General features: G+C 64.3%; 23 protein-coding genes. 10 read left to right on the top strand and 13 right to left on the bottom strand.

All coding sequences use genetic code 11. The annotated features are described in order from the left end of the window. Positions 1-59: 59 nt before the first annotated feature. The gene (locus tag AC2CGW_RS06795) at positions 60-449 is read left to right on the top strand and encodes a hypothetical protein (RefSeq protein WP_186664248.1); all 390 of its coding nucleotides are present in this window, start codon (positions 60-62) and stop codon (positions 447-449) included. Between the two features lie 49 nt (positions 450-498). Here the strand turns inward: AC2CGW_RS06795 and ribBA are convergent, their stop codons facing one another. Next, positions 499-1611: a bifunctional 3,4-dihydroxy-2-butanone-4-phosphate synthase/GTP cyclohydrolase II gene (gene ribBA, locus AC2CGW_RS06800; protein ID WP_484573744.1), complete on the bottom strand. Its 1113-nt coding sequence runs from the start codon at positions 1609-1611 to the stop codon at positions 499-501. 77 nt (positions 1612-1688) lie between these two features. On the opposite strand from ribBA, the gene AC2CGW_RS06805 reads away from it, so the two are divergent. Continuing rightward, positions 1689-1982: a DUF1330 domain-containing protein gene (locus AC2CGW_RS06805; protein ID WP_186664252.1), complete on the top strand. Its 294-nt coding sequence runs from the start codon at positions 1689-1691 to the stop codon at positions 1980-1982. 66 nt (positions 1983-2048) lie between these two features. On the opposite strand, the gene AC2CGW_RS06810 is transcribed toward AC2CGW_RS06805, so the two are convergent. From AC2CGW_RS06810 to AC2CGW_RS06820, 3 genes are all read right to left on the bottom strand, one after another. Continuing rightward, positions 2049-3461 carry a purine-cytosine permease family protein gene (locus AC2CGW_RS06810; RefSeq protein WP_186664254.1) on the bottom strand — a complete coding sequence of 471 codons (1413 nt, stop codon included), beginning with the start codon at positions 3459-3461 and terminating at the stop codon, positions 2049-2051. A gap of 342 nt (positions 3462-3803) precedes the next feature. After that, positions 3804-4970: an MFS transporter gene (locus AC2CGW_RS06815; RefSeq protein WP_186711730.1), complete on the bottom strand. Its 1167-nt coding sequence runs from the start codon at positions 4968-4970 to the stop codon at positions 3804-3806. Beyond that, complete coding sequence (locus AC2CGW_RS06820; RefSeq protein ID WP_288377217.1) at positions 4963-5775, bottom strand: alpha/beta fold hydrolase; 813 nt, start codon at positions 5773-5775, stop codon at positions 4963-4965. Before AC2CGW_RS06820 ends, AC2CGW_RS06815 begins: the two co-directional genes overlap by 8 nt. Positions 5776-5898: 123 nt before the next feature. Between AC2CGW_RS06820 and AC2CGW_RS06825 the strand changes: the two genes are divergently transcribed. From AC2CGW_RS06825 to AC2CGW_RS06850, 6 genes are all read left to right on the top strand, one after another. Continuing rightward, positions 5899-6405, top strand: a complete 507-nt coding sequence (locus AC2CGW_RS06825; RefSeq protein ID WP_186664260.1) for a MarR family winged helix-turn-helix transcriptional regulator — start codon at positions 5899-5901, stop codon at positions 6403-6405. A gap of 25 nt (positions 6406-6430) precedes the next feature. Next, complete coding sequence (locus AC2CGW_RS06830; protein WP_186711728.1) at positions 6431-7369, top strand: LysR family transcriptional regulator; 939 nt, start codon at positions 6431-6433, stop codon at positions 7367-7369. A gap of 299 nt (positions 7370-7668) precedes the next feature. Next, positions 7669-8601: a TauD/TfdA family dioxygenase gene (locus tag AC2CGW_RS06835; protein ID WP_484573745.1), complete on the top strand. Its 933-nt coding sequence runs from the start codon at positions 7669-7671 to the stop codon at positions 8599-8601. Further along, positions 8598-10082, top strand: a complete 1485-nt coding sequence (locus AC2CGW_RS06840) for an AMP-binding protein (RefSeq protein WP_484573746.1) — start codon at positions 8598-8600, stop codon at positions 10080-10082. The genes AC2CGW_RS06835 and AC2CGW_RS06840 overlap by 4 nt, the downstream gene beginning before the upstream one ends. A 15-nt stretch (positions 10083-10097) precedes the next feature. Further along, positions 10098-10697, top strand: a complete 600-nt coding sequence (locus AC2CGW_RS06845) for a thermostable hemolysin (protein ID WP_186711726.1) — start codon at positions 10098-10100, stop codon at positions 10695-10697. Positions 10698-10744: 47 nt separating this feature from the next. Then, positions 10745-11935 carry a multidrug effflux MFS transporter gene (locus AC2CGW_RS06850; protein WP_484573747.1) on the top strand — a complete coding sequence of 397 codons (1191 nt, stop codon included), beginning with the start codon at positions 10745-10747 and terminating at the stop codon, positions 11933-11935. Positions 11936-12046: 111 nt separating this feature from the next. Here the strand turns inward: AC2CGW_RS06850 and AC2CGW_RS06855 are convergent, their stop codons facing one another. The 9 genes from AC2CGW_RS06855 to AC2CGW_RS06895 all read right to left on the bottom strand — a co-directional run bounded on the left by AC2CGW_RS06855 (position 12047) and on the right by AC2CGW_RS06895 (position 20651). Then, a complete protein-coding gene (locus AC2CGW_RS06855; RefSeq protein ID WP_186664272.1) occupies positions 12047-12550 on the bottom strand; it encodes a GNAT family N-acetyltransferase in 504 nt (167 codons plus the stop codon). A 77-nt stretch (positions 12551-12627) separates the two neighbouring features. After that, on the bottom strand, positions 12628-13224 hold the full coding sequence (locus AC2CGW_RS06860) for a nucleotidyltransferase family protein (protein WP_484573748.1): 597 nt from the start codon (positions 13222-13224) through the stop codon (positions 12628-12630). Between the two features lie 52 nt (positions 13225-13276). Next, entirely contained in the window at positions 13277-14302 is a 1026-nt protein-coding gene (locus AC2CGW_RS06865) for an XdhC family protein (RefSeq protein WP_186664276.1), read from the bottom strand. Positions 14303-14312: 10 nt separating this feature from the next. Next, on the bottom strand, positions 14313-15656 hold the full coding sequence (locus tag AC2CGW_RS06870; protein ID WP_484573749.1) for a c-type cytochrome: 1344 nt from the start codon (positions 15654-15656) through the stop codon (positions 14313-14315). Between the two features lie 13 nt (positions 15657-15669). Beyond that, positions 15670-17919, bottom strand: a complete 2250-nt coding sequence (locus AC2CGW_RS06875) for a xanthine dehydrogenase family protein molybdopterin-binding subunit (protein ID WP_411382609.1) — start codon at positions 17917-17919, stop codon at positions 15670-15672. Then, positions 17919-18386, bottom strand: a complete 468-nt coding sequence (locus AC2CGW_RS06880; protein ID WP_054890890.1) for a (2Fe-2S)-binding protein — start codon at positions 18384-18386, stop codon at positions 17919-17921. Before AC2CGW_RS06880 ends, AC2CGW_RS06875 begins: the two co-directional genes overlap by 1 nt. Positions 18387-18689: 303 nt before the next feature. Continuing rightward, positions 18690-19019 carry a hypothetical protein gene (locus AC2CGW_RS06885; protein WP_186664282.1) on the bottom strand — a complete coding sequence of 110 codons (330 nt, stop codon included), beginning with the start codon at positions 19017-19019 and terminating at the stop codon, positions 18690-18692. A gap of 74 nt (positions 19020-19093) precedes the next feature. Next, positions 19094-19744: a DUF998 domain-containing protein gene (locus tag AC2CGW_RS06890; RefSeq protein ID WP_186708906.1), complete on the bottom strand. Its 651-nt coding sequence runs from the start codon at positions 19742-19744 to the stop codon at positions 19094-19096. Between the two features lie 91 nt (positions 19745-19835). Further along, positions 19836-20651 carry a sulfite exporter TauE/SafE family protein gene (locus AC2CGW_RS06895; protein ID WP_202883543.1) on the bottom strand — a complete coding sequence of 272 codons (816 nt, stop codon included), beginning with the start codon at positions 20649-20651 and terminating at the stop codon, positions 19836-19838. Positions 20652-20759: 108 nt separating this feature from the next. Here AC2CGW_RS06895 and AC2CGW_RS06900 point away from each other — a divergent pair, with 108 nt between their 5' ends. Together AC2CGW_RS06900 and AC2CGW_RS06905 are read left to right on the top strand one after the other, a co-directional pair. After that, positions 20760-21539 carry an AraC family transcriptional regulator gene (locus AC2CGW_RS06900; RefSeq protein WP_186664286.1) on the top strand — a complete coding sequence of 260 codons (780 nt, stop codon included), beginning with the start codon at positions 20760-20762 and terminating at the stop codon, positions 21537-21539. Between the two features lie 80 nt (positions 21540-21619). Next, a complete protein-coding gene (locus AC2CGW_RS06905) occupies positions 21620-22369 on the top strand; it encodes a FadR/GntR family transcriptional regulator (RefSeq protein ID WP_484573750.1) in 750 nt (249 codons plus the stop codon). Positions 22370-22477 lie beyond the last annotated feature (108 nt).

A 22477-nucleotide genomic window follows, 5' to 3' on the forward strand; every position in this document is an offset into this window, starting at 1 on the left:
CGCAGAATGGGGTGGGCGTTACGGAGAGTATTGGGGGGAGTTGCTCTACGAGGTCTCAGATGATTGATGCCAGCAGTTGGTCGGCTAATTGCAAATTGGTATTCATAGGTGCGCCCTTTGCAATTATGTTGCTGGGGATTTTGATGGTGCTTCATATTTCTGCATCTCGTCACTTCGTCGTGATGTGTCGTGCTTTTGGAAGAAGCTCGGGGATAGATGCGGAAATCAAAGTTTGGGGAGTGACCTCGCTTTGGTCGCGAATGCTCATAGTGGCTGCCATGAGCTCAGCGCTAACGTGTCCTTCGATTGGTATTCGGCGTGGAACGCTGGATCCTCTTGATGTAAAGAGTTTTCCGTATTGCTTGAAGCGCCGTATACAGATTGCAACGTTATGCATTTTCCTCGGGCTGCTTTGGTTGATGGGGTTATCTGTTTTTCGCTTCAAATAACGCACGCCCGCGGCAGCGGGCGTTTCAGTTTTCACGTATTGATAGCGAATCAGATCGCTTCGAAGGGAATACTCTGCACCACCTCCAGCTCATACCCCGCCAACCCCGCGTACTTGAGCGGTGGGCCAAGATGGCGCAGCTTGCCCACGCCCAAGTCCTGCAGGATCTGGGCGCCGGTGCCCACCTCCGAATACACCTTCGACTGTCCGCGCTGGTAGGGGCGCTGCGGCTGGGTGAGTTGTGGCACGCGTTCGAGCAGGGCCTGGGACGATTCGTGGTTGGCAAGGACCACCACCACCCCGGCGCCCTCCGCCGCGACCCGCTCCAGCGCCGCCCACAGCGTCCAGTTGGCAGGGCCTGCGTATTCGGCGCCGACCAGGTCGCGCAGCGGATCGATGACATGCACGCGCACCAGCGTCGGCTGCTCGCGGCGGATGTCGCCCATCACCATCGCCATGTGCACGCCACCTTCGATGCGGTCCTCGAAGGTCACCAGGCGGAAGGTGCCGTGTACCGTTGGCAGCTCACGCTCGCCGATGCGCCTTACCGTCTGTTCGGTGCTCAGGCGATAGTGGATGAGGTCGGCAATGGTGCCGATCTTGATACCGTGGCGCTCGGCGAACAGTTCCAGGTCCGGGCGGCGGGCCATGGTGCCGTCGTCGTTGAGCACTTCGACGATCACCGAGGCCGGTGCGAAGCCTGCCAGGCGTGCCAGGTCGCAACCGGCTTCAGTGTGTCCGGCGCGGGTCAGTACGCCGCCTTCGCGGGCGCGCAGGGGGAAGATATGGCCAGGCTGGACCAGGTGCTCGGGGCGGGCGTCCGCGGCCATGGCTGCAGCCACGGTCCGCGCGCGGTCGGCGGCAGAGATGCCGGTAGTGACACCGTTGGCGGCCTCGATCGATACGGTGAAGGCCGTGCTGAACACGCTGCCGTTGGTCGGCACCATCTGTTCGAGGCCCAGCCGTTGGCAGTGTTCGTCGGTCAGGGTCAGACAGATCAGGCCGCGTGCTTCGCGGGCCATGAAGTTGATGGCATGCGCGTCACAGCGCTCGGCGGCGATCAGCAGGTCGCCTTCGTTCTCCCGGTCTTCGTCGTCCACCAGCAGCACCATCTTGCCCTGGCGGTAGTCTTCGAGAAGGTCTTCGATGCTGTTGAAAGCCATGCTGCACGCTCACTGTGGTCAGGTGATTTTTATGGTATACCATAATACACAAATAACCCTATACAGGAGATCGACGGATGAAGGCTTACTGGATCGCCCATGTGGACGTCACCGACCCGGAGCAGTACCAGCAGTACACCCAGCGAGCGCCAGCGGCGTTCGTGGCATTCGGCGGGCGCTTTCTGGCCCGGGGAGGCAGGAGCGAGGCGATGGAAGGGCGGGCGACGCCGCAGCGCAACGTGGTGATCGAGTTCGACTCGTATGAGCAGGCGCTGGCCTGCTATCGGTCGGATCTGTATCAGGAGGCGTGCCGCTATCGGCAGGGGGTGGCCAAGGCCGAGGTGATCATCGTCGAAGGGTTCGAGCCGTAGAGGTGTTCCGATTCATCCGCGAAAAAACCAGCTTGCCCTGCACAGGTGCAGGGCAAGCGCGTTGCATCAATGTCCGGCAGCGAGCTTGGCGCCCATCTGACGGCGACGGTAGACGCTGTCACGGCTGGCCAGCCACCAGTACAGCGGTGTGGTCACCGCCAGCCCGACCAGCCACGACAGGTCGGCACCATTGATGTGTTCCGATACCGGGCCTACGTACAGCGGCGTGTTCATGAACGGAATCTGCACCACGATCCCGACGGCGTAGGCGATCAGCGCCTGCGGGTTGTAACGCCCATAGATCCCGCCGTCGACCTTGAAGATCGACTGGATGTCGTACTCGCCCTTGTGGATGGCATAGAAGTCGATCAGGTTGATCGCGGTCCACGGCACCAACACGACCAGCAGCACCAAGACCATGTCGACGAAGTGACCGATAAAGTCGGACGAGGCGAAGACTGCCACCACGCTGCACGCGGCCAGCACGATCAGCGAAAGTACGGCGCGGGTCTTCGCGGTCGGGATCCAGCGATAGGCGAAGGTTTGCACCAGGGTGATGATCGACAGTACCGCACCATACAGGTTGAGCGCGTTGTGGCTGATCACACTGAGCAGGAACAGCACCAGCATCAGCGGGCCGATGGCGCCGGTGGCCAGCTTTACGGCGTCCATGGTGTCCATCCCGGCGGGGATCGCCAGCACGGCGACTGCGCCGAAGATGAACGACAGGCTCGAACCCAGGGCTGAGCCCAGGTAGGTGGTCCAGAAGGTCGACGACACTTTCACATCGGCCGGCAGGTAGCGCGAGTAGTCCGACACGTAAGGGGCGAAGGCGATCTGCCACAGCGCTGCCAACGACACAGTGGCCAGCCAGCCGGAGATGTTGAAGTTGCCACGGGTCAGGAAGTCATCGCTCTGCACGTGGGTGAAGATATAGCCAAAGCCCACCACGATGCCGATGCCCAGCACCCAGGTGCCGATGCGGTTGAGCACATGGATGAAGCGGTAGCCGATGATGCCAATGATCCCCGAACCCAGGGCGCCGATGACGATGCCCACTGGCACGGGCACGCTGTCGACCACACCGTGCAGCGATTTGCCCGCCAGCACGATGTTGGAGGCGAAGAAGCCGATGTACATCACCCCTGCGATCACCACCACCAGCAGCGCGCCGAGGGTGCCGAACTGGGCGCGGCTCTGGATCATCTGCGGGATGCCCATCTGCGGGCCCTGGGCCGAGTGCAGGGCCATCAGCACACCACCGACCAGATGACCGACCAGGATGGCGACGATGCCCCAGATCAGGTTCAGGTGGAACAACTGCACGCCCAGGGCGCCGGTGACGATGGGCAGCGGCGCGATGTTGCCGCCGAACCACAGGGTGAACAAGTCCTTTACCTTTCCATGGCGGTCTTCGGGGGGCACGTATCCGATCGTGTGTTTTTCTATGAGAGGTGCCGATGTGGCTGCGCTGGTCATGACGGACTCCAAGGCAAGGATGGGCACTTCAAAGGTGCCCGGATGCGCGTCGGCAAAAGGCGACGCTTTCTTGTTGGAAGCGATCATGGAGCGTGGGCGCAGATGGATAAATTAGTAAATATGTGCTCATGAACGTTAAAAAAACTAAGTTCGCGAATGGGGCACGGTAGGCCGTCGCAAAGGCTGTGCCACTGGGCTGCAGCGCGCACGGGACGGGGTAGGCAGGGGGAGGTTGCGGCGCTTTTGCACCAAAAGAGTGCCTGTGGTGCGCTGGTGGGGCGGGTCAGGAAAAATCGGGGAGGGCGTCCGGGGCGCTGGAGAGCGCCCCGGAGTCGAGGAGGGTCAAGCCTGGGCCGCGACCGTTCGCGGGGTTACCGGCCGGAGCAGGGCGCTCAAGGCAAGCAGCAGTACAGCGCCACCCGCCATGACGGCCCAAGCCCAGTGCAGCGAGCTGAACTCGTCACGCACCAGCCCGGCCACCACCGGCATCGAGGCAGCAATCAGGTAGCCACCCCCTTGCACGAAGGCCAGCAGCGACCCGGCTTCGGTCGGTGAGCGTGCATGATCGAGGGTGACGATCAGCGACAGCGGGAACAACGCACCGATGCCCAGCCCCAGGCACAGGATGGCCAAGGCGGCCAGTTGCAGCGGCGCCGCCATCAGGCAGGCCAGCCCGCCGATCAGTAGCAGGATCACCAGCGCCAAGGGTTGGCGGCGATCCGGGAAACGGTGAATCAGCGCCGACACCAGCAAACCGGCGATGACCTCGGTGATGGTCAGTGCGCCGAGCAGGTAGCCGGCACTTTTCGCTGTCCAGCCCAGTTCGATGTAGAAGGGCGGCAGCCAGGCGAGCACCAAGGTGTACGCCCCGGTGCCGATCCCGAAGAACACCAGCAGCAGCCAGGCCCGGCCACTGCGCCAGGGCAGGCCGGCCGCCGTGGGATAGGCATGCACGTTGCCTGCGGCGAGCAGCCAGGCGATCAGCGCAATCATTGCCGGAATGGCGGCATAGCCGAGAGTGAGGTTCCAGCCCAGCTTGCCCGCGCTGGGAGCGGCAATGGCGGCGGCGATGGCCGCACCGCCCATGATCCCCGTGGTGAACAGCCCCATGAGCATCCCTGCGCTTTGCGGATGGTTGCGCTTGATGAACGCGGGCATCAGCGACTGGATCACGGCAATGCCGACGCCACCCACGGCAGCGCTGGCGATCAGTGCAGAGGACGATTCGACGTAGGTGCGTACCGCACAGGCTGCGGCAATCAGCGTCATGCCGATGGCCACGCCCTTGACCTCGCCGAGCAGGCGCAGCAGCCAAGGGCCGGCGAGGGCGAACAGGCCCATCATCATCACCGGCAGTGTGGTCAGCAAGCCGCCCTGGAAGTTGCTCAGGCCCAGGTCGCGTTGCAGCAGATCGAGCAGCGGGCCGACCGAGGCCATGATCGGTCGCAGGTTGATGCCGACCAGAATCGCCAGCAGCACTACGCTGGCCTTGGAGGGTGTGTCACCCATGTCGCTGTTGCTCCTGCAGGAAACCACTGAGTGCCCGGTTGAAGGCCGGGGCATGGGAAACGTTGAAGACATGGCCGTCGCCTGGAAAAGTGATGAGCTGGGCGTGAGCAATACGTCTGGCAATGGCCTCGGCCTCGCCAGGTGGGCTGATGCGGTCGCCGTCGGCGGCAAGCACCAGGGTGGGTGCCTGGATGTGTGACAGTCGATCGCTCGGGTCGTAGGTTTTCATACCCTCGCACCAGTGGATCTGGCAGCGCGCCCGTTGCATGGCGGCCTGGGCATGCCAGGCCTGGTAGAGGCTCTGTCCTTGGCTGGAGGCGGCGAAGGAACTGCCGACCAGTTGCGGCCATGTCGTCTTGAAGCGCTTCAGGCAGCCGTCCGGTTGGCAAAGGTTTTCGACCCACTCATCGAGCTGGTGATGGCGCGCGGAGCTGTTCATGCTGGCGAAGGTCGCGGCCACTACCAGTTTGTCCACGGCATCTGGGTAGGTGCAGGCCAGTTCCAGGGCAATCATGCCGCCCAGCGAAAGCCCGATCAGTTGAGTGCTGGCCAGCCCAAGGTGATCCAGCAATGCGATCAGCTCCTGGGCTTGCAGGTGAGGCGTGATGTGTTCCGGCGCATTGCTGGACGCGCCATGGCCGAGCAGGTCCGGTACGATGACGCGATGGCCCAGGCGCAGCAGGGCCCCGACCTGGTCCGTCCAGGCGCGGCCACTGTTGCCCAGCCCGTGCAGGAGCAGGGTGGGGGTGCCGGCCCCGGCGTCAAAGTAGTAATAGCGATTTCGGTTGTGTTCGAAGAACGCCATGTTCCCTCCCGATTCATACCTCGTGCATATCAAGATAACTTAACGTTAAGATACTTGGAAGGTGCCGGGGTACGGCAGGGATGTGGCCCTTGGGGAGTTCAGGGTGAACGGACGGTTATGCCAATGAAAGATCATGTCGATTTCGTCGTCGCGCAATGGGCGCAGGCGATGCCCTCGGTGGACGCTTCGTCCATGGAGGTCTTCGGGCGCATGGCGCGCCTGCAGAAACACCTCGAGCGCCGACGTTGCGCGGTGCTCGATCAATACGGTTTCAAGGAAGGGGAGTTCGATGTCATGGCGACCTTGCGCCGCTCCGGCGCACCGTACCAGCTGACCCCGACCGAGCTGTACAACTCGTTGTTGATCACATCCGGGGCGATGACCAATCGACTGAGCCGCCTCAAGGAGGCGGGCATGGTCGAGCAGATCCACGACCCTGCCGACAAGCGCAGCTACAAGGTGGCGCTGACTGCAGCCGGGCTTGCGGCCATCGAAAAAGCGGTTTTCAGCCACACCGACTTGCAAAACCAGTTCCTGGCACCGCTGCTGCCCGAGCAGCGCGAAGCCCTGGCGCAAATGCTCAAACTGATGCTGGCCAAGCTCCCCGAAGACGTCGATCCCATCCCATGAACATGATGACCCAGGAGGCCCCTGCATGCTTCACAGCAATTACCTGAAGCAGCTGGACCTGCAAGACATCGTGGTGTTTCTCAACTTGCTGGAATATCGCAGTGCCAAGCGCACCGCCGAACTGATGAACGTCAGCCAGCCCACGGTGAGCTACTGCCTCAAACGCCTGCGCGGTTGTTTCGACGACACCCTGTTCGCCTCCTCGCAGGGTCTGCTGCAGCCAACCGCCAAGGCGGAAAAGATCGCACCCTACCTGCGCGTGGTGATCGAGTCGGTCAACCGCTGCGCCGAGGATGATCCTGCGGGCGATGGCGTCACAGCCCCCAGGATCTGGCGTCTGTGCGCGCCGGAATACTTCGAGCTGGCCTTTCTGCCCCAGGCACTGGCGACCTTGTCGCGCAGCCATGCCAACACCTCCCTGCACCTCGATCGGCTGAGCCGCGACCTGCCGGTGGACCGGTTGATTTCCGGTGATATCGACCTGGCCATCGGTTTCGGGCCGAGTTACCACCAACTGCACCCCGAGCTGCAATGGCAGCCGGTGCTCAGCGACGGTTTCGTCTGCCTGACCAGCCAGCGTGGACTTGCGCTGGACGGGGCCATGAGCCTGGATGAGTTCTGTGCCTCGGCGCATGTCTTCCCCACACCGTGGATCTCGGAGAAGAACATGGTCGACAGCTGGCTGGAGAAGATTGGTCGCACGCGCAACGTGCTGGTGCGGGCGAACGGCTACCAGGCCTGCGTCAACATCCTCACCGCAGTCCCTTCGACCGTCGCCTTGCCAGCGCGCCTGCTGCCCCACCTGCGCATCCCCGAGGGGGTGAGGGTGTGTCAGCCACCGATGGGGTTTCCGGTGTTCACGGTGGACATGATCTGGTCGCGGGACCGGGGGCTGGGTACGGATGTCGCCAGTTTGCGCACGTTGATCCAGGACGTGGCCGCAGAGTTGCTCCGCGCTGGGTGAAACAGCTTTTTTGACACGGATTGCAGGCGCTCAGGATGAGTGAACATTCAGCGGTTACAGGGCTCTTTAGGGCCTCTTCGCGTCAAGCCATGCCTATTGGCACCTCTTCCTCGGGGGCGAGGGCCCGCGCCCGGACAACGCCTTCCCCCTGTGCGTTCCCTCGCACGCACGCACTTTTAATTTTTCATCATGGCTTTAGGTTTCTTAAAACCAGCATCCACGACATTTCCCCTAACGTGTTTGCGTCAGGCGGCGGACGGCCTGCCTGTCTGTAATCCATTTCCCAAGGAAGATGTCAGATGTTGGCCCACACTCACGCGAAAGTTCTACCCTTCTACCGTCATCCCACGCCGTGCTATGGCTTTGAATGTGTCTATGCCGTCGAACCGGGACTGCGCGTCTTCGATTCGATGAGCACTGCGGCACTCTATGAAGATTTGGCCCACAGCGGTGCGGTGATCTACCGCGACTTCAGCGACTCGCTCGAAGACTTCAACGACTTCGTCAGCGCGCATTCCTCCCGGGTCACCTTCGATCCGGCGCGCAAGGCCGCCACGGCCAACACCGCCGAGATCGAGGCAGGCGTCCACGAGATGGGACTGCACCGAGAAAACGGTAATTTGCCGTTCAACCCCGACCTGCAGTGGTTCTACTGCCTGCAAGCGGCGTCGGTTGGCTCCGAGACCACGCTGTGCGATGGCGAGCGGGTGCTATTCGACCTGTCGTCGAAAACCCGTAAAAGCTTCGAGTCCCGTGCCATTCGCTATGCGCGGCGCATTCCCTGGCACAACGTGCGGCGCTTTCTGAGCATCGAGCTGCAGTTGCCGATCGACAGCATCACCGACGAGCACCTGCAGCAGGTCAACGACCAGGTGGCCGGCCAGACCTACCGTCGCATCGACCAGAACCTGATCGCCTCCGAACTGGTGATCAGCGCGGTGGAAACCAGCTGCTTCAGTGGTCGCAAAGCCTTCTGCAATTCGATGCTCGGCCCCAGCGTCAATTACGAGCCGCCACGCATCACCTGGGCCGACGGCGAGGAGATCGCCCTTGAAATCTGGGACGAGATCAAGGAAGTCACCGCCCGTAACACCTACAGCCACTTCTGGAAGAAGGGCGACATCGTGGTCATCGACAACACCCGCGTGATGCATGGCCGCCGTCGCCTCGACGATATCAGCCGACGCATCTTCGGCGCCCAGAGCTACCGCATCGGGGGTAACGGCCAATGATCAGCCAGAAAATGCAGCACTACCTGACCACCAGCACGGACCGCGTGGTGATCCGCGAGATGCACGGGCGCGACTACACCCTGCATGGCCTGCGCGATGACGTCGAACGCCTGGCCCAGGCACTGCAGGCTCGGGTCGGCAACTGCGAGCGCAAGGTGTTCGGTATCGCGATGCGCTCATGCTACGAGTGGGTGTACACCCTGCTGGCGATCCAGAAGGTTGGTGGTGTGTTGCTGCCGGTGCCCATCGAATTTTCCGACGATCAGATCGGTAGCCTGCTCGGCAAGGCCGCCGCCGTGTTCGTCAGTGATGAGCCGACCGCCCGGCGCCTGCAGCGGATCCTGCCAGACAAGCCCAGCTTCATCCCCCGGCAATTGATGACCCGGTCCACGGACACGCCCTGGGCCCAGGACGACGAACTGATCCCCGCGGGTATCGTCTCGGTGATCCACACCTCGGGCACCACCTCCAAGCCCAAGGGCGTGATGATTCGCGACGCGGCCGTGGGGCTGCTGGTCGACAACGTGATGAAGCGCCTGCCGCAGCAGCCGCTGCATTACTTCTCGATCGTGCCGATGAGCCTGCTGATCGAACAGGTGCTGGGCGTGTTCATTCCGATCCTGTCCGGCGGCACCCTGACGCTGATGCCCGAAGGTGTCACCGAGTACGGCGCGGCCAGCGGCAATGCCCGTCATTATCTGGAGCTGATCGCACCTAACCGGCCCAACTTCCTCTACCTGCCGCCCAAGCTGCTGGAGGAGGCCAACCTGCTGCTCGAACAGGGTGCCACTGTCGAGCAACTGTTGGGCCCAGCCAGTCCGCACATCATCACCGGCGGTGCGAAGATCCCGGCCACCGTGCTCCAGGCCCTGGATGCCCGAGGCGTGCAAGTGTTCGAGGCCTACGGGCTGAGCGAGAACTCCTCGATCATCTCGCTGAACTCGCCTGCAGAACGGCGTATCGGCTCGGCTGGCAAGCTGCTCGACGGCATCGAGCCCAAGCTGGTCGACGGCGAGTTGCTGGTGAAGACGCCGACCCTCTGCGCGGGTTACTACAACGCCGACGACACGGCCTGCGACCTGTCCGACGGCTACCTGCACACCGGCGATATCGCCGAGTTCCGTGACGGTTTCCTGTACATCACCGGGCGCAGGAAGCACGTGATCATCCTCTCGACGGCGCGCAACATTTCGCCTGAGTGGGTGGAGAACGTCTACAAGGAGAGCCCGCTGGTCGACGACATGATCGTCATGGGCGAGGGGCGCGACGAGCCGTGTGCCATCGTCCTCAGCACCGCGAGCCCCGCCAGCGTGCGGGACGAGATGGCGCGCCTGGAGCACCGCCTTGCCGACTTCGCGCGGGTGCGACGGGTCGAGGTGGTCGAGGACATTGCCGCGTTTCGTGACCAGTTCTACACGGTCACCGGACGACCGCGGCGCGCCGAGATCGAAGCGCGATTCATCGATCAACTGTACGCCTAGGACGGGACGTCGCCCATGTACATCGTGCGCAATTTCTACAAGGGTCGCCCCGGCTACCGCTGCCTGCAGGAGGCGGTGCGTGGCCATTACCTCAAGCACTACGACGCAACGCCCGTGCCGCAGCCCGACCTGTTCGCCTGCCTGACCGGCTCGACCGGCGGGGCGCCAGGCTACGCCTGTGCCGGCATCAGCTACGGCGACTCCGGCAAGCTGTTCAGCGAGTACTACCTGGACCATGCGCTGGATGAACGCTATGCCATCGACCGTGCGCGTATCGCGGAGATCGGTGCTTTCGCCTCGTTCCAGAGCGGCAGCGGCGCCGGCAAGTACCTGCTCGACAACGTGATCCGCACCCTGGCGCTGCGCAACTTCGGCCTGGTGGTGCTGACCGCCACGCCACAGGTCCAGCAGCTGCTGGCAGCGATCGTCGACAACCTCGACGACCTGGGCCTGGCCGATCCGCGTCGGGTCAAGGACCCCGGTGTCAACTGGGGGACCTACTACGACCAGGCACCGCGAGTACTGGTTTCACGCCTGTCCTCGCCCAGTGCCTGGCTCAAGGCGCCGACACCTTCCATCCCGCCACCGCAGTTCGCCCACCAGGCGTCTGTCTGACCCATGTGCGTGCCGGGCGCTTCGCTGCCCGGCACGCCGGAGATCCTATGCACGCCAATACGCGTTATGAAAACTTCATCGTCTTCCTCGCCCCGCTGGTCAACAGTCTGGGGGGCATCGCCATCGATCTGTATGCACCGAGCCTTCCGTCCATCGGACGCGAACTGGGCGCGGGGCCTGCGCTGATGCAGAACACCATCACCATCACGCTGCTGTTCTATGCCCTGGGGCAGCTGTTCTTCGGCGTGATGGCCGACGCGCGCGGGCGCCGGCCTGCCGTACTGCTGGGCCTGGGCGTGTTCGTGGTCGGCAGCCTGCTGGCCACTGCTGCGACGTCCATCGAGATGCTGCTGCTGGCGCGTGCGCTGCAGGGCTTTGCCATTGGCGCCTGCCAGGTCGTTGCCCGTGCTGTGTTGGTCGACATCGTCAAAGGCCCGCGCTTCTATGTCGCGATCATCTACCTCAGCCTGGCGTTCGGCCTGGGGCCAGTCATCGCGCCCTATATCGGCGGGCTGATCGAGGTGCATTTCGGCTGGCGCTACAACTTCGTGCTGTATGCCGCCTATGCCCTGATGGTCCTGGCTTTCGTCGTTGCCGGGCTCAAGGAGTCACTGCCGACCGGTGCCCGTCGCAGTGCCTTGCAGACGGTGGTCGGCTATCGGTTCATCCTGGCCGACAAGCGCTTCCGTGCCTCGGTGGTGGTGCTCGGCGCGAGCTTTTCCGCATTCCTGCTGTGGAACGTGTTTGGGCCGCATATCGTCCAGGATGTGCTCGGCCATGACGCTCATTACTTCGGTACCACGGCGCTGGGTGTGGGCTGCTGCTATCTGGTCGGCACACTGACCAACCGTGCGCTGGTCCGTGTCGTTTCACCCGATACCTTGATGTGGAGCGGGCTGGCGCTGTTTCTGGTGGGGGTACTGTGCATCGCGGCGGCTGCCGACACCTTGAGCCTGGTGAACATTCTTGCTGGCATCATGCTGATCGCCTTCGGCCAGGGCTTTATCTTCTCCAATGCCATGGCCCGTTCGATGGCACTGTTTCCTGATCGCGCTGGGGTGGCTGCGAGTCTGCAGGGCTGCTTGATGCTGGTGTTCGGTTCGATTGCCTCGGCGACGGTCAGTGGCTTCGGGTTGGAGTCGAACCTGCCGATCGCCGGGGTCTTCGCAGTACTGATGCTGGTATCTTTTTCCGGGATGCTGGGTGCACGGATGGCGCGCCAGGCGTCCTTGGCCTAGGCGCTTGTGCGAATCGTAGAGCGCCCAGCGCCCGATCAATCCAGTGGCTGGGACAGCAGACGGTCCAGCTACTGGGCATAGGCAGCAAGCGCTGCCAGCCTCGCGCAACCGTCACCCCAGTGCTTCGTGCTCTTGCTTGTACAGTTGCAGGCCACGGGCCTGATAGTTGGCCAGGGCGGCGGGATGGTCGAGGCTGCAGGTGTGCACCCAGACCCGCCGCGTGCCAGGCCACTCCCACGCGCTGCGGATGGCCTGGCTGAGCAGCGGGCCGCCGAAGCCCTTGTCAAGGAACTGCGGGGCGAGGCCGAAGTAGCGGATCTCGGTGTTCTCGCCGTCGGGGCGGTGCAGTTCGTAGTAGCCGGCGATGGCGCCACGGTGGTAGGCCACCCAGGTGCGGTGGCAGTCCTGGCCGACAACCGCCAGCCACTGTTCGTCGCTCCAGCTGTTCAGGTCGGTCCAGCCCCAGGCCTTGCCCACCAGTTGGTACAGGAAGCGGTTGAGCTCCGGCTGGACGACTTCGCATTCGACGATCGTCAAGCCATCGGGGGCAGGCTTGCTGCGCAGGGCATCCGGGGAGGTCATTTCCAGGTAGAAGGTGGTCAGCGTGGCGGTCACCGGTGCGGCTCCAGGTCGGGGGCAAGACCGCTAGCGTACCTGCCAGGACGTGCGGATCAAAGCCTGGTGGCCATTACTCAGGTCGATGTGGGCGGGATATCGGCGGGTGTGTCGATGTCACGCAGGATGCCAGGGTCGTTGAGATCCAGCACAAGGCAGGCGTGGGGGTTGGCCTCGATGACCGGTCGCCCACCCTGGTCACCTTGCAGGCGGGTGAGGGCTGCCCAGAAATGGCGCCCGAAGATGACCGGATGGCCACGTCGGCCTTGGTAGCACGGCAGGACGATACGTTCGGCAGCGAGGTGACCGAGCAGGTGCTCGAAGGTGCGTGGTGTGATCCACGGCATATCGCCAAGCAGCACGGCCACGGCCGGGGCATCGATGCTGGCCAGGGCCGTGATGCCGGCCGCGAGGCTCGCTCCCATGCCATCAGCTGCCTGTGAGGCGCGTACGATGTGGACTTGCGCATCGATGCCCAGGGTTTGCGGATCATCGTCGCAGCGCAGCACCACATAGACCGGGTCGAAACAGGCTTGTACCTGTTTCAAGGTGCTGGCCAGTAGGCCCTGTCCGTCCGCGAGCACGGCCTTGCGCTTGTCGCTGCCAAAGCGCGTGCCGCGTCCGGCGGCGAGCACCAGGGCGGCGCAGCGAGCTCTGGCTTGGGGTTCGGTCATGGTGGGTTGTCCGAGTGTGGCGGCATGGGGTGCAGGCAAGCATACCGCAGGGTCAGGCGGCAGGCAGCGCCTGTTGTTCGCGTGCCTGCTTGGCCTTGGTGACGTTCACCGCGCCGGGCAGTTCGACGCCGTTCTTGGCGGCAAGGATCTCGGCCATCACACTCACGGCAATCTCGGCCGGAGTCTTGCTGCCGATGTAGATGCCGATGGGGCCGTGCAGGCGCGCAAGGCTGGCGTCGGTTTCACCGAAGTGCTCGATCAGCCGCGCGCGACGCTGCTGGCTGTTGCGCCGCGAGCCGATGGCACCGATATAGAAAGCCGGGCCACGCAGCGCTTCGAGCAGGGCCAGGTCGTCGAGCTTGGGGTCGTGGCTGACCGCAACGATGCAGGTGCGCAAGTCCGGGGCGTAGTCGCGCACGACATCGTCGGGCATGCCGACCAGGCACTCGACGCCGGCCACGTTCCAGCCGTCGATGTACTCGGGCCGCGGGTCGCAGACCGAGACACGAAAACCGTTGAACAGGGCCATGGTCGCCAGGTATTCGGCCAGGGCGCCGGCCCCGATCAGCAGCAGTCGATAGCCCGGGCCCAGGGTGCTGGCCATGTGCTCGCCATCAACGCTGAACTGCTCCGGGGCAGCGCTGGCGAGAAGGGTGGCCGCGCCGCTGTGCAGGTCGAGCTGACGGCGCACCAGTTGGCCGCTGTCGAGCTGCTCAAGCAGTTGGGCCAGCGACTGCCACGATGGCGAAAACTCCAGAATCAGCTCCAGCGTGCCGCCACAGGGCAGCCCGAAGCGATGGGCCTCGTCGGCGGTAACGCCGTAGCGCACCCGCTGCGGGGTGCTTTCAGGCAGGCCGGGGCCACCGTAGGCGGTGGTGTAGCGGTGGATCAGGTCGTCTTCGATACAGCCGCCGGAGACGCTGCCGACCACCCGCCCGTCGCTGCGCAAGGCCATCATCGAGCCGACCGGGCGTGGCGATGAGCCCCAGGTACGGGCGACGGTGGCCAGTAGCACGCGGTGGCCGGCTTGCAGCCAGTCCCGAGCGGTGCGCAGGACCAGCAGGTCGATACTTTCCATGGGCGCTCCTTCAACGCATATGCAGCACGATCGGGCTGCTGCTGGCAGGGTCGGTATGCTCGCGAAGCTTGGCCACTGCCTTTGCATCGACCGCGCCGCCGGTATTGCCCCAGGTCGTACGGACGAAGCTCAGCACCTCGGCGATCTCCTGGTCCGACATCTGTTCACGCAGCGCGGGCATCCGGTAGGCATCCGGCATCCCGGCGGCGACGACACGCTGCGAGCCGTTGAGGGTGATATTGATTGCCGAAGCGTTTTCCTTGGCCAGCATCGAGGTCGCGCCGGCCAGTGGCGGTATCCACTCGGCCTGGCCCTGGCCGTCCAAGCCATGGCACGACGCGCAGCGGGTTACGTAGCTGTGCGCGCCCGGTGCATCCAGACGGGTAGCCGCCGACATGGCCTGATACTGCCAGGGGGCGCCGTCGCGCTGGGGATCACCCGGCAGGGACTTCAGGTAGCGGGCAATCGCGCCCAGGTCGTCGTCGCTCATGAACTGCGTGGAGTTGTTGAACGCCTCGGTCATCGAACCGTAAACCACCGCGTGCTTGTTGCGACCGGTCTTGAGGAACTGCACGATCTCGGGTTCGCTCCAGCGCCCGAGCCCGGTGTTGTGGTCCTGGCGCAAGCTCGGCGCATACCAGCCGTCGAGCAGGGCTCCGGCGAGAAACGCCTCGCCGGAGTCGTCCAGCGCTTTTTCGTTGAAGGCAAGGCCACGTGGCGTATGGCAACTGCCGCAGTGGCCCGGGCCCTGGACGATATAGGCGCCGCGGTTCCACAGGGGGTCTTCGGTGGGCTTTTCAGCGTAGGGCTTGTCGGCGGCGAACAGGCCGTTCCACAAGGCGATCGGCCAGCGCAGGTTCAGCGGCCAGGGAATATCGCTGGGGATATTGGCCTGGTCGGACGGTTGCACGCCCTTCATGAAGAAGGCATACAGCGCCCTCATGTCGTCATCGCTGAGCTTGGCGTAGGAAGGGTAGGGCATGGCCGGGTACAGCCGGCGCCCGCCCGGCGCGACGCCATGGCGCACGGCGCGGTCGAAGTCAGCGAGGCTGTAGCTGCCGATACCGTTTTTGCGGTCCGGGGTGATATTGGTGGCATGGATCGCGCCCAGGGGCGTTGCCATTTCCAGGCCGCCGGCGAACGGCGCCTTGCCGGGCAGGCTGTGGCACGCCACGCAATCGCTCAGGCGCGCGACATATTCGCCGCGGGCGATCAGCGCCTGGTCGGGGCTTGGTGTTTCCTGCTCGAAGGGCGAGGTGACCTCGCGGGTGACATACCAGGCCAGCAGGCCTGCCGCGACAAGGCAGGGCAGCGCAAGCCAGCGAGTGGTGGTGACCAGTCGGCTGTTTTTCATGAGGGCTTCCGTGTCAGGCAAAGGTATGGCGGCTGAGGGGCAGGCTGCGTGCGCGTTGGCCGGTCAGCCGCGCCACGGCGTTGGCCACCGCTGGTGCCACTGCCGGCAGCGGCGGCTCGCCGATGCCACCCATCTTCGCCCCGCTCTCGACGATGCGCACATGCACCCGGGCCATGCGCGATGGCGGCAGGATCGGGTACAGGTCGTAGTTACGCGCACGCGGCATGCCGTTGACCCACACCGCTTCCTCCACCAGTGTCTGCGACAGGCCGAGCGCCACGGCGCCGTTGACCTGATGCTCGACGATCGCCGGGTTGACGATGCTGCCCGGGTCGATCGCCTGCCAGATGTCGTGCACCTTGACCTGGCCGTTCTCGATCGATACTTCGGCAATCACCGCCGCCTCCGAACCGAACGGCGAGGCCATGGCCACGCCGCGGGCCCGCTTGGTTCCATCTTCGGCGGTGAAGGGGCCACGCTTCCAGCCACCGGACAATTCGCCGACAGCCTGCAGCAGGGTGGTCAGGCGTGGGTTGTCGCGCAACAGATGCAGGCGCAGCTCGAACGGGTCGTGCCCGCCTTTGTCGGCCAGTTCATCGAGGAACGACTCATAGAAGAAGTCGTTCAGCGAATTACCGACCGAACGCCAGTAGCCCAGCATGGCAGGGCCCTTCACATAAATTTGCGCGATGCGTTTGTTGGCAATGGCATAGGACTTGCCCGCCAGGCCTTCCAGGGCAGTGGGGTCGATCTTCTCGCCCTGTTTGCCGGCGATTGCCTCGGTCGGGCCCTCGGTCGCGCTGACCGCTTCGATGGCAACCGGCAGGCCCTTCTCGTCGAGCCCGGCGCGGAACTTGACCACTGCCACGGGCCGCAGCACGTCACGTACGAACTCTTCCTCGCGGGTCCAGATCAGCTTGACCGGGCGCCCGACCGCCTTGGCCAGGGCAATGGCCTGTGGGTAGGGGTTGGCCGAGTCGTACAGGAAGTGGCGCCCGAAGAAACCGCCCAGAAGCGGCGAATGCAGGATGATCTGTTCCTTGGCAAGGCCGGTGCGCTTGGCGATGTCGTCGCGGAACATGTCCGGCGCCTGGTTGGGCAGCCAGACTTCGAGCGACCCATCGGAATTGAAGCGCGCGAGCGCCGACGGCGGTTCGAGCTGGCCGTGGTTGAGGTACTGGTTGTGGTAGGTGGCTTCCACCTGGGTCTTGGCCCCCTTGAGCGCAGCCGCTACATCGCCTTCGTTCTCGTCATCGCGCGCCGGGCCGGTTTGTGCGGCCAGGTGATCGCGATAGGCATCGCTAGAAAAGTCAGCCGGCATCGTGCGTACCTTCGAATCGGCCCCCGGCTCCTGCCAGTCGACCTGTACCGCCTCCACTGCACGCTTGGCATGCCACCAGCGTTCGGCGACCACCGCCACTGCACCCGGCAGGACATGCACCGAATGCACGCCCTTCATCGCCTTGACCTGCGCTTCGTTGCGCAGGCCGCCCACCGTCATGCCCAGTCGTGGCGCGTGCTGCACCGCTGCGTGGAGCATGTCGTCGACCTTGAGGTCGATACTGTACTGAGCCTTGCCGGTGGACTTGTCGTAGGCATCGAGACGGCGTACCGGCTTGCCGATCCAGCGGAACTGGCTGGGATCGCGCAGCTTGACGCTGGCCGGGTCCGGCACAGGCAGGTCCATGGCGCGCTCGGCCAGGTCGCCATAAGCGACCGAGCGGCCGGAGGCTGCATGCACCACCTTGCCCGGTTCGGTGCTCAGCTCGCCGACCGGGACTTTCAGGGTGTCGGCACCGGCCTGCAGCAGCATGGCCCTGGCCAGCGCGCCAAGGCGGCGCATGGTTGGGTAGCTCATGCGTACCGACATGCTGCCGCCGGTGATGCGTAGGCCATTCTCCATCACCACATAGGCTTCGCCAGGTGGTGCGGCATCGATCAGGAAGTGGGCCGGTTCCACATCCAATTCTTCGCCGACGATCTGCGCCATGGCGGTGAATGTGCCCTGGCCACCTTCCATGAAGGGGCAGAGCAGGCGCACGGTGCCGTCAGGGCGGATTTCCAGGAATGCCGGCACCTGCGTGCCGCGCTCTGCGGTCACCGCGGTGGCGGCCTGGACCCGGGCCGAGCCGATCGGCAAGCCAAAGCCGATCACCAGGGCGCCGATGGCGCTCCCCGCAAGAAAGCGCCGACGCGACAGGTTGACCGGCTGATCCAGTTTCAGGTCGCGCAGTTCGGACGGGATGTCGATGGGCGAGTTCATCAGACGCTCTCCTTGGCGGCGGGCTGGGCGGCGAGCTCGTGCACCGCGGCGTGGATCGCGTTGTAGGTGCCGCAGCGGCACAGGTTGACCATCGCGGCGCTAATCTGCTCGTCGCTCGGTGCTGGCGTGTGCTTGAGCAGGGCGGTCGCGGCCATCACCTGGCCAGACTGGCAGTATCCGCACTGGGCGACCTGATGTTCGACCCAGGCCGCAACCACGCGCTTGCCCACCGGGTCGGCCTCGATCGCTTCGATGGTGGTCACTTCACGGCCAACCACACCGGCCACCGGCGTGACACAGGCACGCACCACGTTGCCGTCCACCAGCACCGAGCAGGCGCCACACTGGGCCAGGCCGCAGCCGTATTTGGTGCCGGTCATGCCCAGGTCATCGCGGATCACCCACAGCAGGGGGGTATCGGCGTCGGCGTCGACCTGATAGGTCTTCTGGTTGATGCGTAGTTCCATGGCGTTCACCCGCTGATCATCGGTTGGTGTTTCGTCGTTATAGGCAGGGCAGTGCATCGAGGCAGGGCCCTGGTAGGAATGCCGCGCGCGCATGAGGCGGGTTCCCGATCTGAAAACTCTAGACCCTGGTGGACAGGTTTCCTATCCGTCGGGCAGCAGGTTCAGAGAATCAGGCAAGAAATCAGGTGGATTGCGCTAGTGACAGGACTGGGCGGCTGCATCGCGCGGCGAGCCGTCGGTAAAAGCGCCGACATCGATCACGGATGTCGGCATCAGGCCAGTTGAACCAGGGGCCCGCGTTCGTTATCGGCGCGCGACGGCGTGATGGACGCACTGTTCGTAGTAGGTCTGCTTGATGGCGTTCGGCGGCAGGCGTGAGCTGCTGCTGTAGGTTTGCTCGGTGATGCCGAACGCCGTCATGCGCATCCAGGGTTTGGCGAAGCGCCGCACTTGCAGTTTCTTGCGCTGCGCATAGAGCGTCACCCCGGAGAGCTTGGCATGCTGCGCGTCGGCGGCGATCTGCGCGCCCCAGCCACACACGCTGCGATCGTTCTGGCTCAGCGGCCTGGCCTGGGCGCCGAATGCGGTGACCACCAGTACGCAGCTGGCCAGGGTTGCTAGAAATACCCGCATGTTGCTGTCCTAAGCGTCTGAAGAAAAAGGGAGTTTGCCTTCGCTTTGAACGCCTGGGGGCCAGCAATTTGCCGTCAGACGACAAGCAGCTTTGTCGGGCAGGAGGTGGGCAGGCGCAGGGAGAACCAAGCCAGCCCAGCAACCCAGAGCACCGCCACGCCGTAGTTGATTCGTTGATAGAGACCGAAGAGCTGGCCTGTTTCGGCTGCCCGTGCCATCAACGCCACCGTGCCGATGGAGAACACCACACAAAGCAGGGAGCCAATGGCGAGCAGCCGTGAATCACCCATGCGCAGTGCCAGCCAGACCCACAGCAGGCTGGCCAGGGTCAACGACAGGAACATCAGCAGACCGCTGAGGTTATGCATGTGCTGGGAGAACGAAGGCTCTGTGGGGGTGCAACCTGGGTCGCAGGCGAATACCCCAGTCCCCAGGCTTGCAACACCGTGCAACAGCACCAACAGCGCGCTCGCCAGGGCGACGTTCGAGTGACGCCAGCGACGGGCTAGCCCCCAGGCGAACAAGGCAAACAGCAGTGCCAATGGGAAGTTGTTGACCCAGGGCGAGAATGCCGCGGTCGGTGCGCCTGTCGCCCCGAGCTGGCTCATGGCCTGCTGCAGGTGCTGGTAACCGGGGTAGGCCTGAGCGGTGAGCCAAACCCCCAGCAGCAACCAGAGTGGGATGAACAGGCCGGTGGTGAGCAGGGCTCGGTCGAGTTTCGTCATAAGATGCCTTCCTTGGGCCATGCCGCTACATCTGGCGGCACGTGAACCCGCACACTACAGGCCTCGGCGGGCGGTTCGCCAGCCGTTTCGCTCAGCGGCCGGTCCCCAGCATCACCACCAGCACGCAGGCCAGCAGTGCCAGGTAGGCCCGCGCATGCAGGGTATCGCTCAGGCGCCCCAGCAGCGGCGCCGCCAGGTGCATGCCGAGCCAGGCGCCTGCGGCCATTGCCAGTGCCGCACGCAGGTCGATGTAGCCCAGCAGGCCCGTGCCCAGGTCCGTTCCCGGAGTCGGCACCAGGGCATACACCAGGGTCGCGGCCAGCGCCATGGGCAGTGACAGCGGGTTGGCCATGGCGGTGGCGGTGCTCATGCTGGCGCCCCGCCTGCGCATCAGCGGCACGGTCATCACACTGCCGCCGACTCCCAGCAGCGCTGCCAGTGCGCCGATCGGCAGGCCGGCGAGGGTGGCCGCTGCCTTGCCCAGCGGCGCCGGGCGGTGGTTGTCAACGCGCATGAAGCCTGGACGCAGCCATGCATCGAGCAGGCTCAGCAACAGGTAGCCGATGAATAGCCAACGCAGCCAGGTGCTGTCCAGGTACAGGGCGGCCCAGGCGCCAGCCAGTGCCCCCAGCGCGATGGCCGGCGCCAGAGGGCGTACCAGGTCCCAGCGCAGCGTGCCGGCGCGCTGGTGCCGCCAGGTGGCCAGGGCGCTGCTGAAGATCATCACCAGGGCAGAGGTGGCCACGGCGATCTGCATGGCGTGCAGTGCCATCGGGGAGCCCGCCGCGTGGCTGGTGAGCAGCAATGCGTAGAGCAAGGGCACAGCGAAGAAACCGCCGCCGAAGCCGAACAACAGCGTGGTGACGCCAGCGCACACGCCGAAGACACCGAGCAGGGGGTACAGCATGATCGTCAGCCTTTATTGAGAGAGTGGAGGTGCAGGGTAGGAGGACGAGGGCTGGCCAGCATTCGAACATTGGCCAATAATCCGTGCGTTTCAGCCATGGAGGCTCCGATGCGCAATGTGCCGCTGTTCCAGGTCGATGCCACGCCGCGCCCGGTGTTGGCGATCGCCACCGATTACCCGCCCGACACGCTATTGCCACGGCATGTGCACCGGCGTGCTCAGTTCCTCTATGGCATGAGCGGGTTGATGGAAGTCCTGACCGACGATGGCGCCTGGGTCATCCCGCCCTACAGCGGTGTGTGGATTCCGCCCGGCAAGCCCCATCAGGTACTGATGCGCGGCGTGAGCACGCGCAGCCTGTACATCGAGGCCGTTGCGGCGCCGAGGCTGGGGCAGGCCTGCGAAGCGCTGCTGGTCACGCCGCTGCTGCATCAGTTGCTGCTGGCCAGTGCCGAACTGCCTGCGCTGTACGACCCTCAAGGGCGCGATGGCCAACTGGTCGGCTTGATCCTGCATGAGTTGCGCAGCGCCGAGCGCCTGCCGCTGTTCGCGCCGATGCCAGGGGAGCCGCGTCTGGCGCAATTGTGCCTGGCGTTTCTCGCGGCGCCGTCGATCAGCACTACGGCCGAGGCCTGGGCGATACACCTGAACTGGAGCCCTCGGACGTTCAGCCGACGCTTTCGCGAGCAGACCGGGCTGTCGTTCGGTCAATGGCGCCAGCAAGCCTGCCTGATGGCAGCCGTCACGCGACTGGCAGCGGGTGAGGCGGTCACCCGGGTTGCCCTCGACCTCGGGTATGACAGCCCCAGTGCGTTTTCCAGCATGTACCGCAGGGTCATGGGCGAGGCGCCGTCGGCGGTTCGGCAAAAGGCATTGGCGGCGAGATGAAAACCCTGGCGGATGTATGTGATCGTACAACTGCATGAGCTATGATGGCGGCTGTCTTTTCACGATGAAACGTACAGGGCATGACAGAGCAGCAACTACAGGCACGTACCCGACGCAAACCGCGCAGTCTGGCGCAGGAACTGGTCACGGTGCTGACCGAACGTATTCGCAGCGGCCAACTCAAGCGTGGCGACAAACTGCCGACCGAATCGCAGATCATGGTCGAGGAGGGCGTCAGCCGCACGGTGGTGCGTGAGGCGATCTCGCGGCTGCAGGCGGCCGGCCAGGTGGAGACCCGCCACGGCATTGGCACCTTTGTGCTCGACGCGCCGAGCACCGGCGGTTTCCGTATCGACCCGGCGACCATCGTGACCCTGCGCGAGGTGCTGGCGGTAATGGAGTTGCGCATCGCCCTGGAGATCGAGTCGGCCGGGCTTGCCGCCCAGCGTCGCAGCGATGAACAACTGACCGGCATGCGTGCTGCGCTCGACGAGCTCAACGAAGGTGCCGCGCATGCCTCCGATGCGGTCTCGGCGGATTTCCAGTTCCACCTGCGCATCGCCCAGGCCAGTGGCAATCATTATTTCGCTGACATCATCAATCACCTGGGTACCAGCATCATTCCCCGCACCCGGCTCAATTCGGCGCGCCTGGCCCACGATGACCAGGCCCATTACCTGAGCCGCCTGAGCCATGAGCACGAGGCCATCTATGAAGCCATTGCCCGACGCGACAGCGAAGGAGCGAAAATGGCCATGCGCCTGCACCTGAGCAACAGCCGCGAGCGGCTGCGCCAGGCGCATGAGGCGGCTGAGGCACAGGGGGGCTGATCGAACCATTGGCTTGAATGCGGGCCCATGACTATTTCTTGAAGAGAAATAATCAATTGCCACCTGCACTGATTCTAAGGGTCGGGCGAATGAGTAAGGATTGATACA

This window comes from Pseudomonas sp. SYWMCR5, assembly GCF_057197165.1.

Excerpts from the sequence above, each read along its gene's own strand:
- AC2CGW_RS06795 (WP_186664248.1), top strand. The coding sequence starts at position 60 with ATGATTGATGCCAGCAGTTGGTCGGCTAATTGCAAATTGGTATTCATA.
- ribBA (WP_484573744.1), bottom strand. The coding sequence starts at position 1,611 with ATGGCTTTCAACAGCATCGAAGACCTTCTCGAAGACTACCGCCAGGGC.
- AC2CGW_RS06805 (WP_186664252.1), top strand. The coding sequence starts at position 1,689 with ATGAAGGCTTACTGGATCGCCCATGTGGACGTCACCGACCCGGAGCAG.
- AC2CGW_RS06810 (WP_186664254.1), bottom strand. The coding sequence starts at position 3,461 with ATGACCAGCGCAGCCACATCGGCACCTCTCATAGAAAAACACACGATC.
- AC2CGW_RS06815 (WP_186711730.1), bottom strand. The coding sequence starts at position 4,970 with ATGGGTGACACACCCTCCAAGGCCAGCGTAGTGCTGCTGGCGATTCTG.
- AC2CGW_RS06820 (WP_288377217.1), bottom strand. The coding sequence starts at position 5,775 with ATGGCGTTCTTCGAACACAACCGAAATCGCTATTACTACTTTGACGCC.
- AC2CGW_RS06825 (WP_186664260.1), top strand. The coding sequence starts at position 5,899 with ATGAAAGATCATGTCGATTTCGTCGTCGCGCAATGGGCGCAGGCGATG.
- AC2CGW_RS06830 (WP_186711728.1), top strand. The coding sequence starts at position 6,431 with ATGCTTCACAGCAATTACCTGAAGCAGCTGGACCTGCAAGACATCGTG.
- AC2CGW_RS06835 (WP_484573745.1), top strand. The coding sequence starts at position 7,669 with ATGTTGGCCCACACTCACGCGAAAGTTCTACCCTTCTACCGTCATCCC.
- AC2CGW_RS06840 (WP_484573746.1), top strand. The coding sequence starts at position 8,598 with ATGATCAGCCAGAAAATGCAGCACTACCTGACCACCAGCACGGACCGC.
- AC2CGW_RS06845 (WP_186711726.1), top strand. The coding sequence starts at position 10,098 with ATGTACATCGTGCGCAATTTCTACAAGGGTCGCCCCGGCTACCGCTGC.
- AC2CGW_RS06850 (WP_484573747.1), top strand. The coding sequence starts at position 10,745 with ATGCACGCCAATACGCGTTATGAAAACTTCATCGTCTTCCTCGCCCCG.
- AC2CGW_RS06860 (WP_484573748.1), bottom strand. The coding sequence starts at position 13,224 with ATGACCGAACCCCAAGCCAGAGCTCGCTGCGCCGCCCTGGTGCTCGCC.
- AC2CGW_RS06865 (WP_186664276.1), bottom strand. The coding sequence starts at position 14,302 with ATGGAAAGTATCGACCTGCTGGTCCTGCGCACCGCTCGGGACTGGCTG.
- AC2CGW_RS06870 (WP_484573749.1), bottom strand. The coding sequence starts at position 15,656 with ATGAAAAACAGCCGACTGGTCACCACCACTCGCTGGCTTGCGCTGCCC.
- AC2CGW_RS06875 (WP_411382609.1), bottom strand. The coding sequence starts at position 17,919 with ATGAACTCGCCCATCGACATCCCGTCCGAACTGCGCGACCTGAAACTG.
- AC2CGW_RS06880 (WP_054890890.1), bottom strand. The coding sequence starts at position 18,386 with ATGGAACTACGCATCAACCAGAAGACCTATCAGGTCGACGCCGACGCC.
- AC2CGW_RS06885 (WP_186664282.1), bottom strand. The coding sequence starts at position 19,019 with ATGCGGGTATTTCTAGCAACCCTGGCCAGCTGCGTACTGGTGGTCACC.
- AC2CGW_RS06890 (WP_186708906.1), bottom strand. The coding sequence starts at position 19,744 with ATGACGAAACTCGACCGAGCCCTGCTCACCACCGGCCTGTTCATCCCA.
- AC2CGW_RS06895 (WP_202883543.1), bottom strand. The coding sequence starts at position 20,651 with ATGCTGTACCCCCTGCTCGGTGTCTTCGGCGTGTGCGCTGGCGTCACC.
- AC2CGW_RS06900 (WP_186664286.1), top strand. The coding sequence starts at position 20,760 with ATGCGCAATGTGCCGCTGTTCCAGGTCGATGCCACGCCGCGCCCGGTG.
- AC2CGW_RS06905 (WP_484573750.1), top strand. The coding sequence starts at position 21,620 with ATGACAGAGCAGCAACTACAGGCACGTACCCGACGCAAACCGCGCAGT.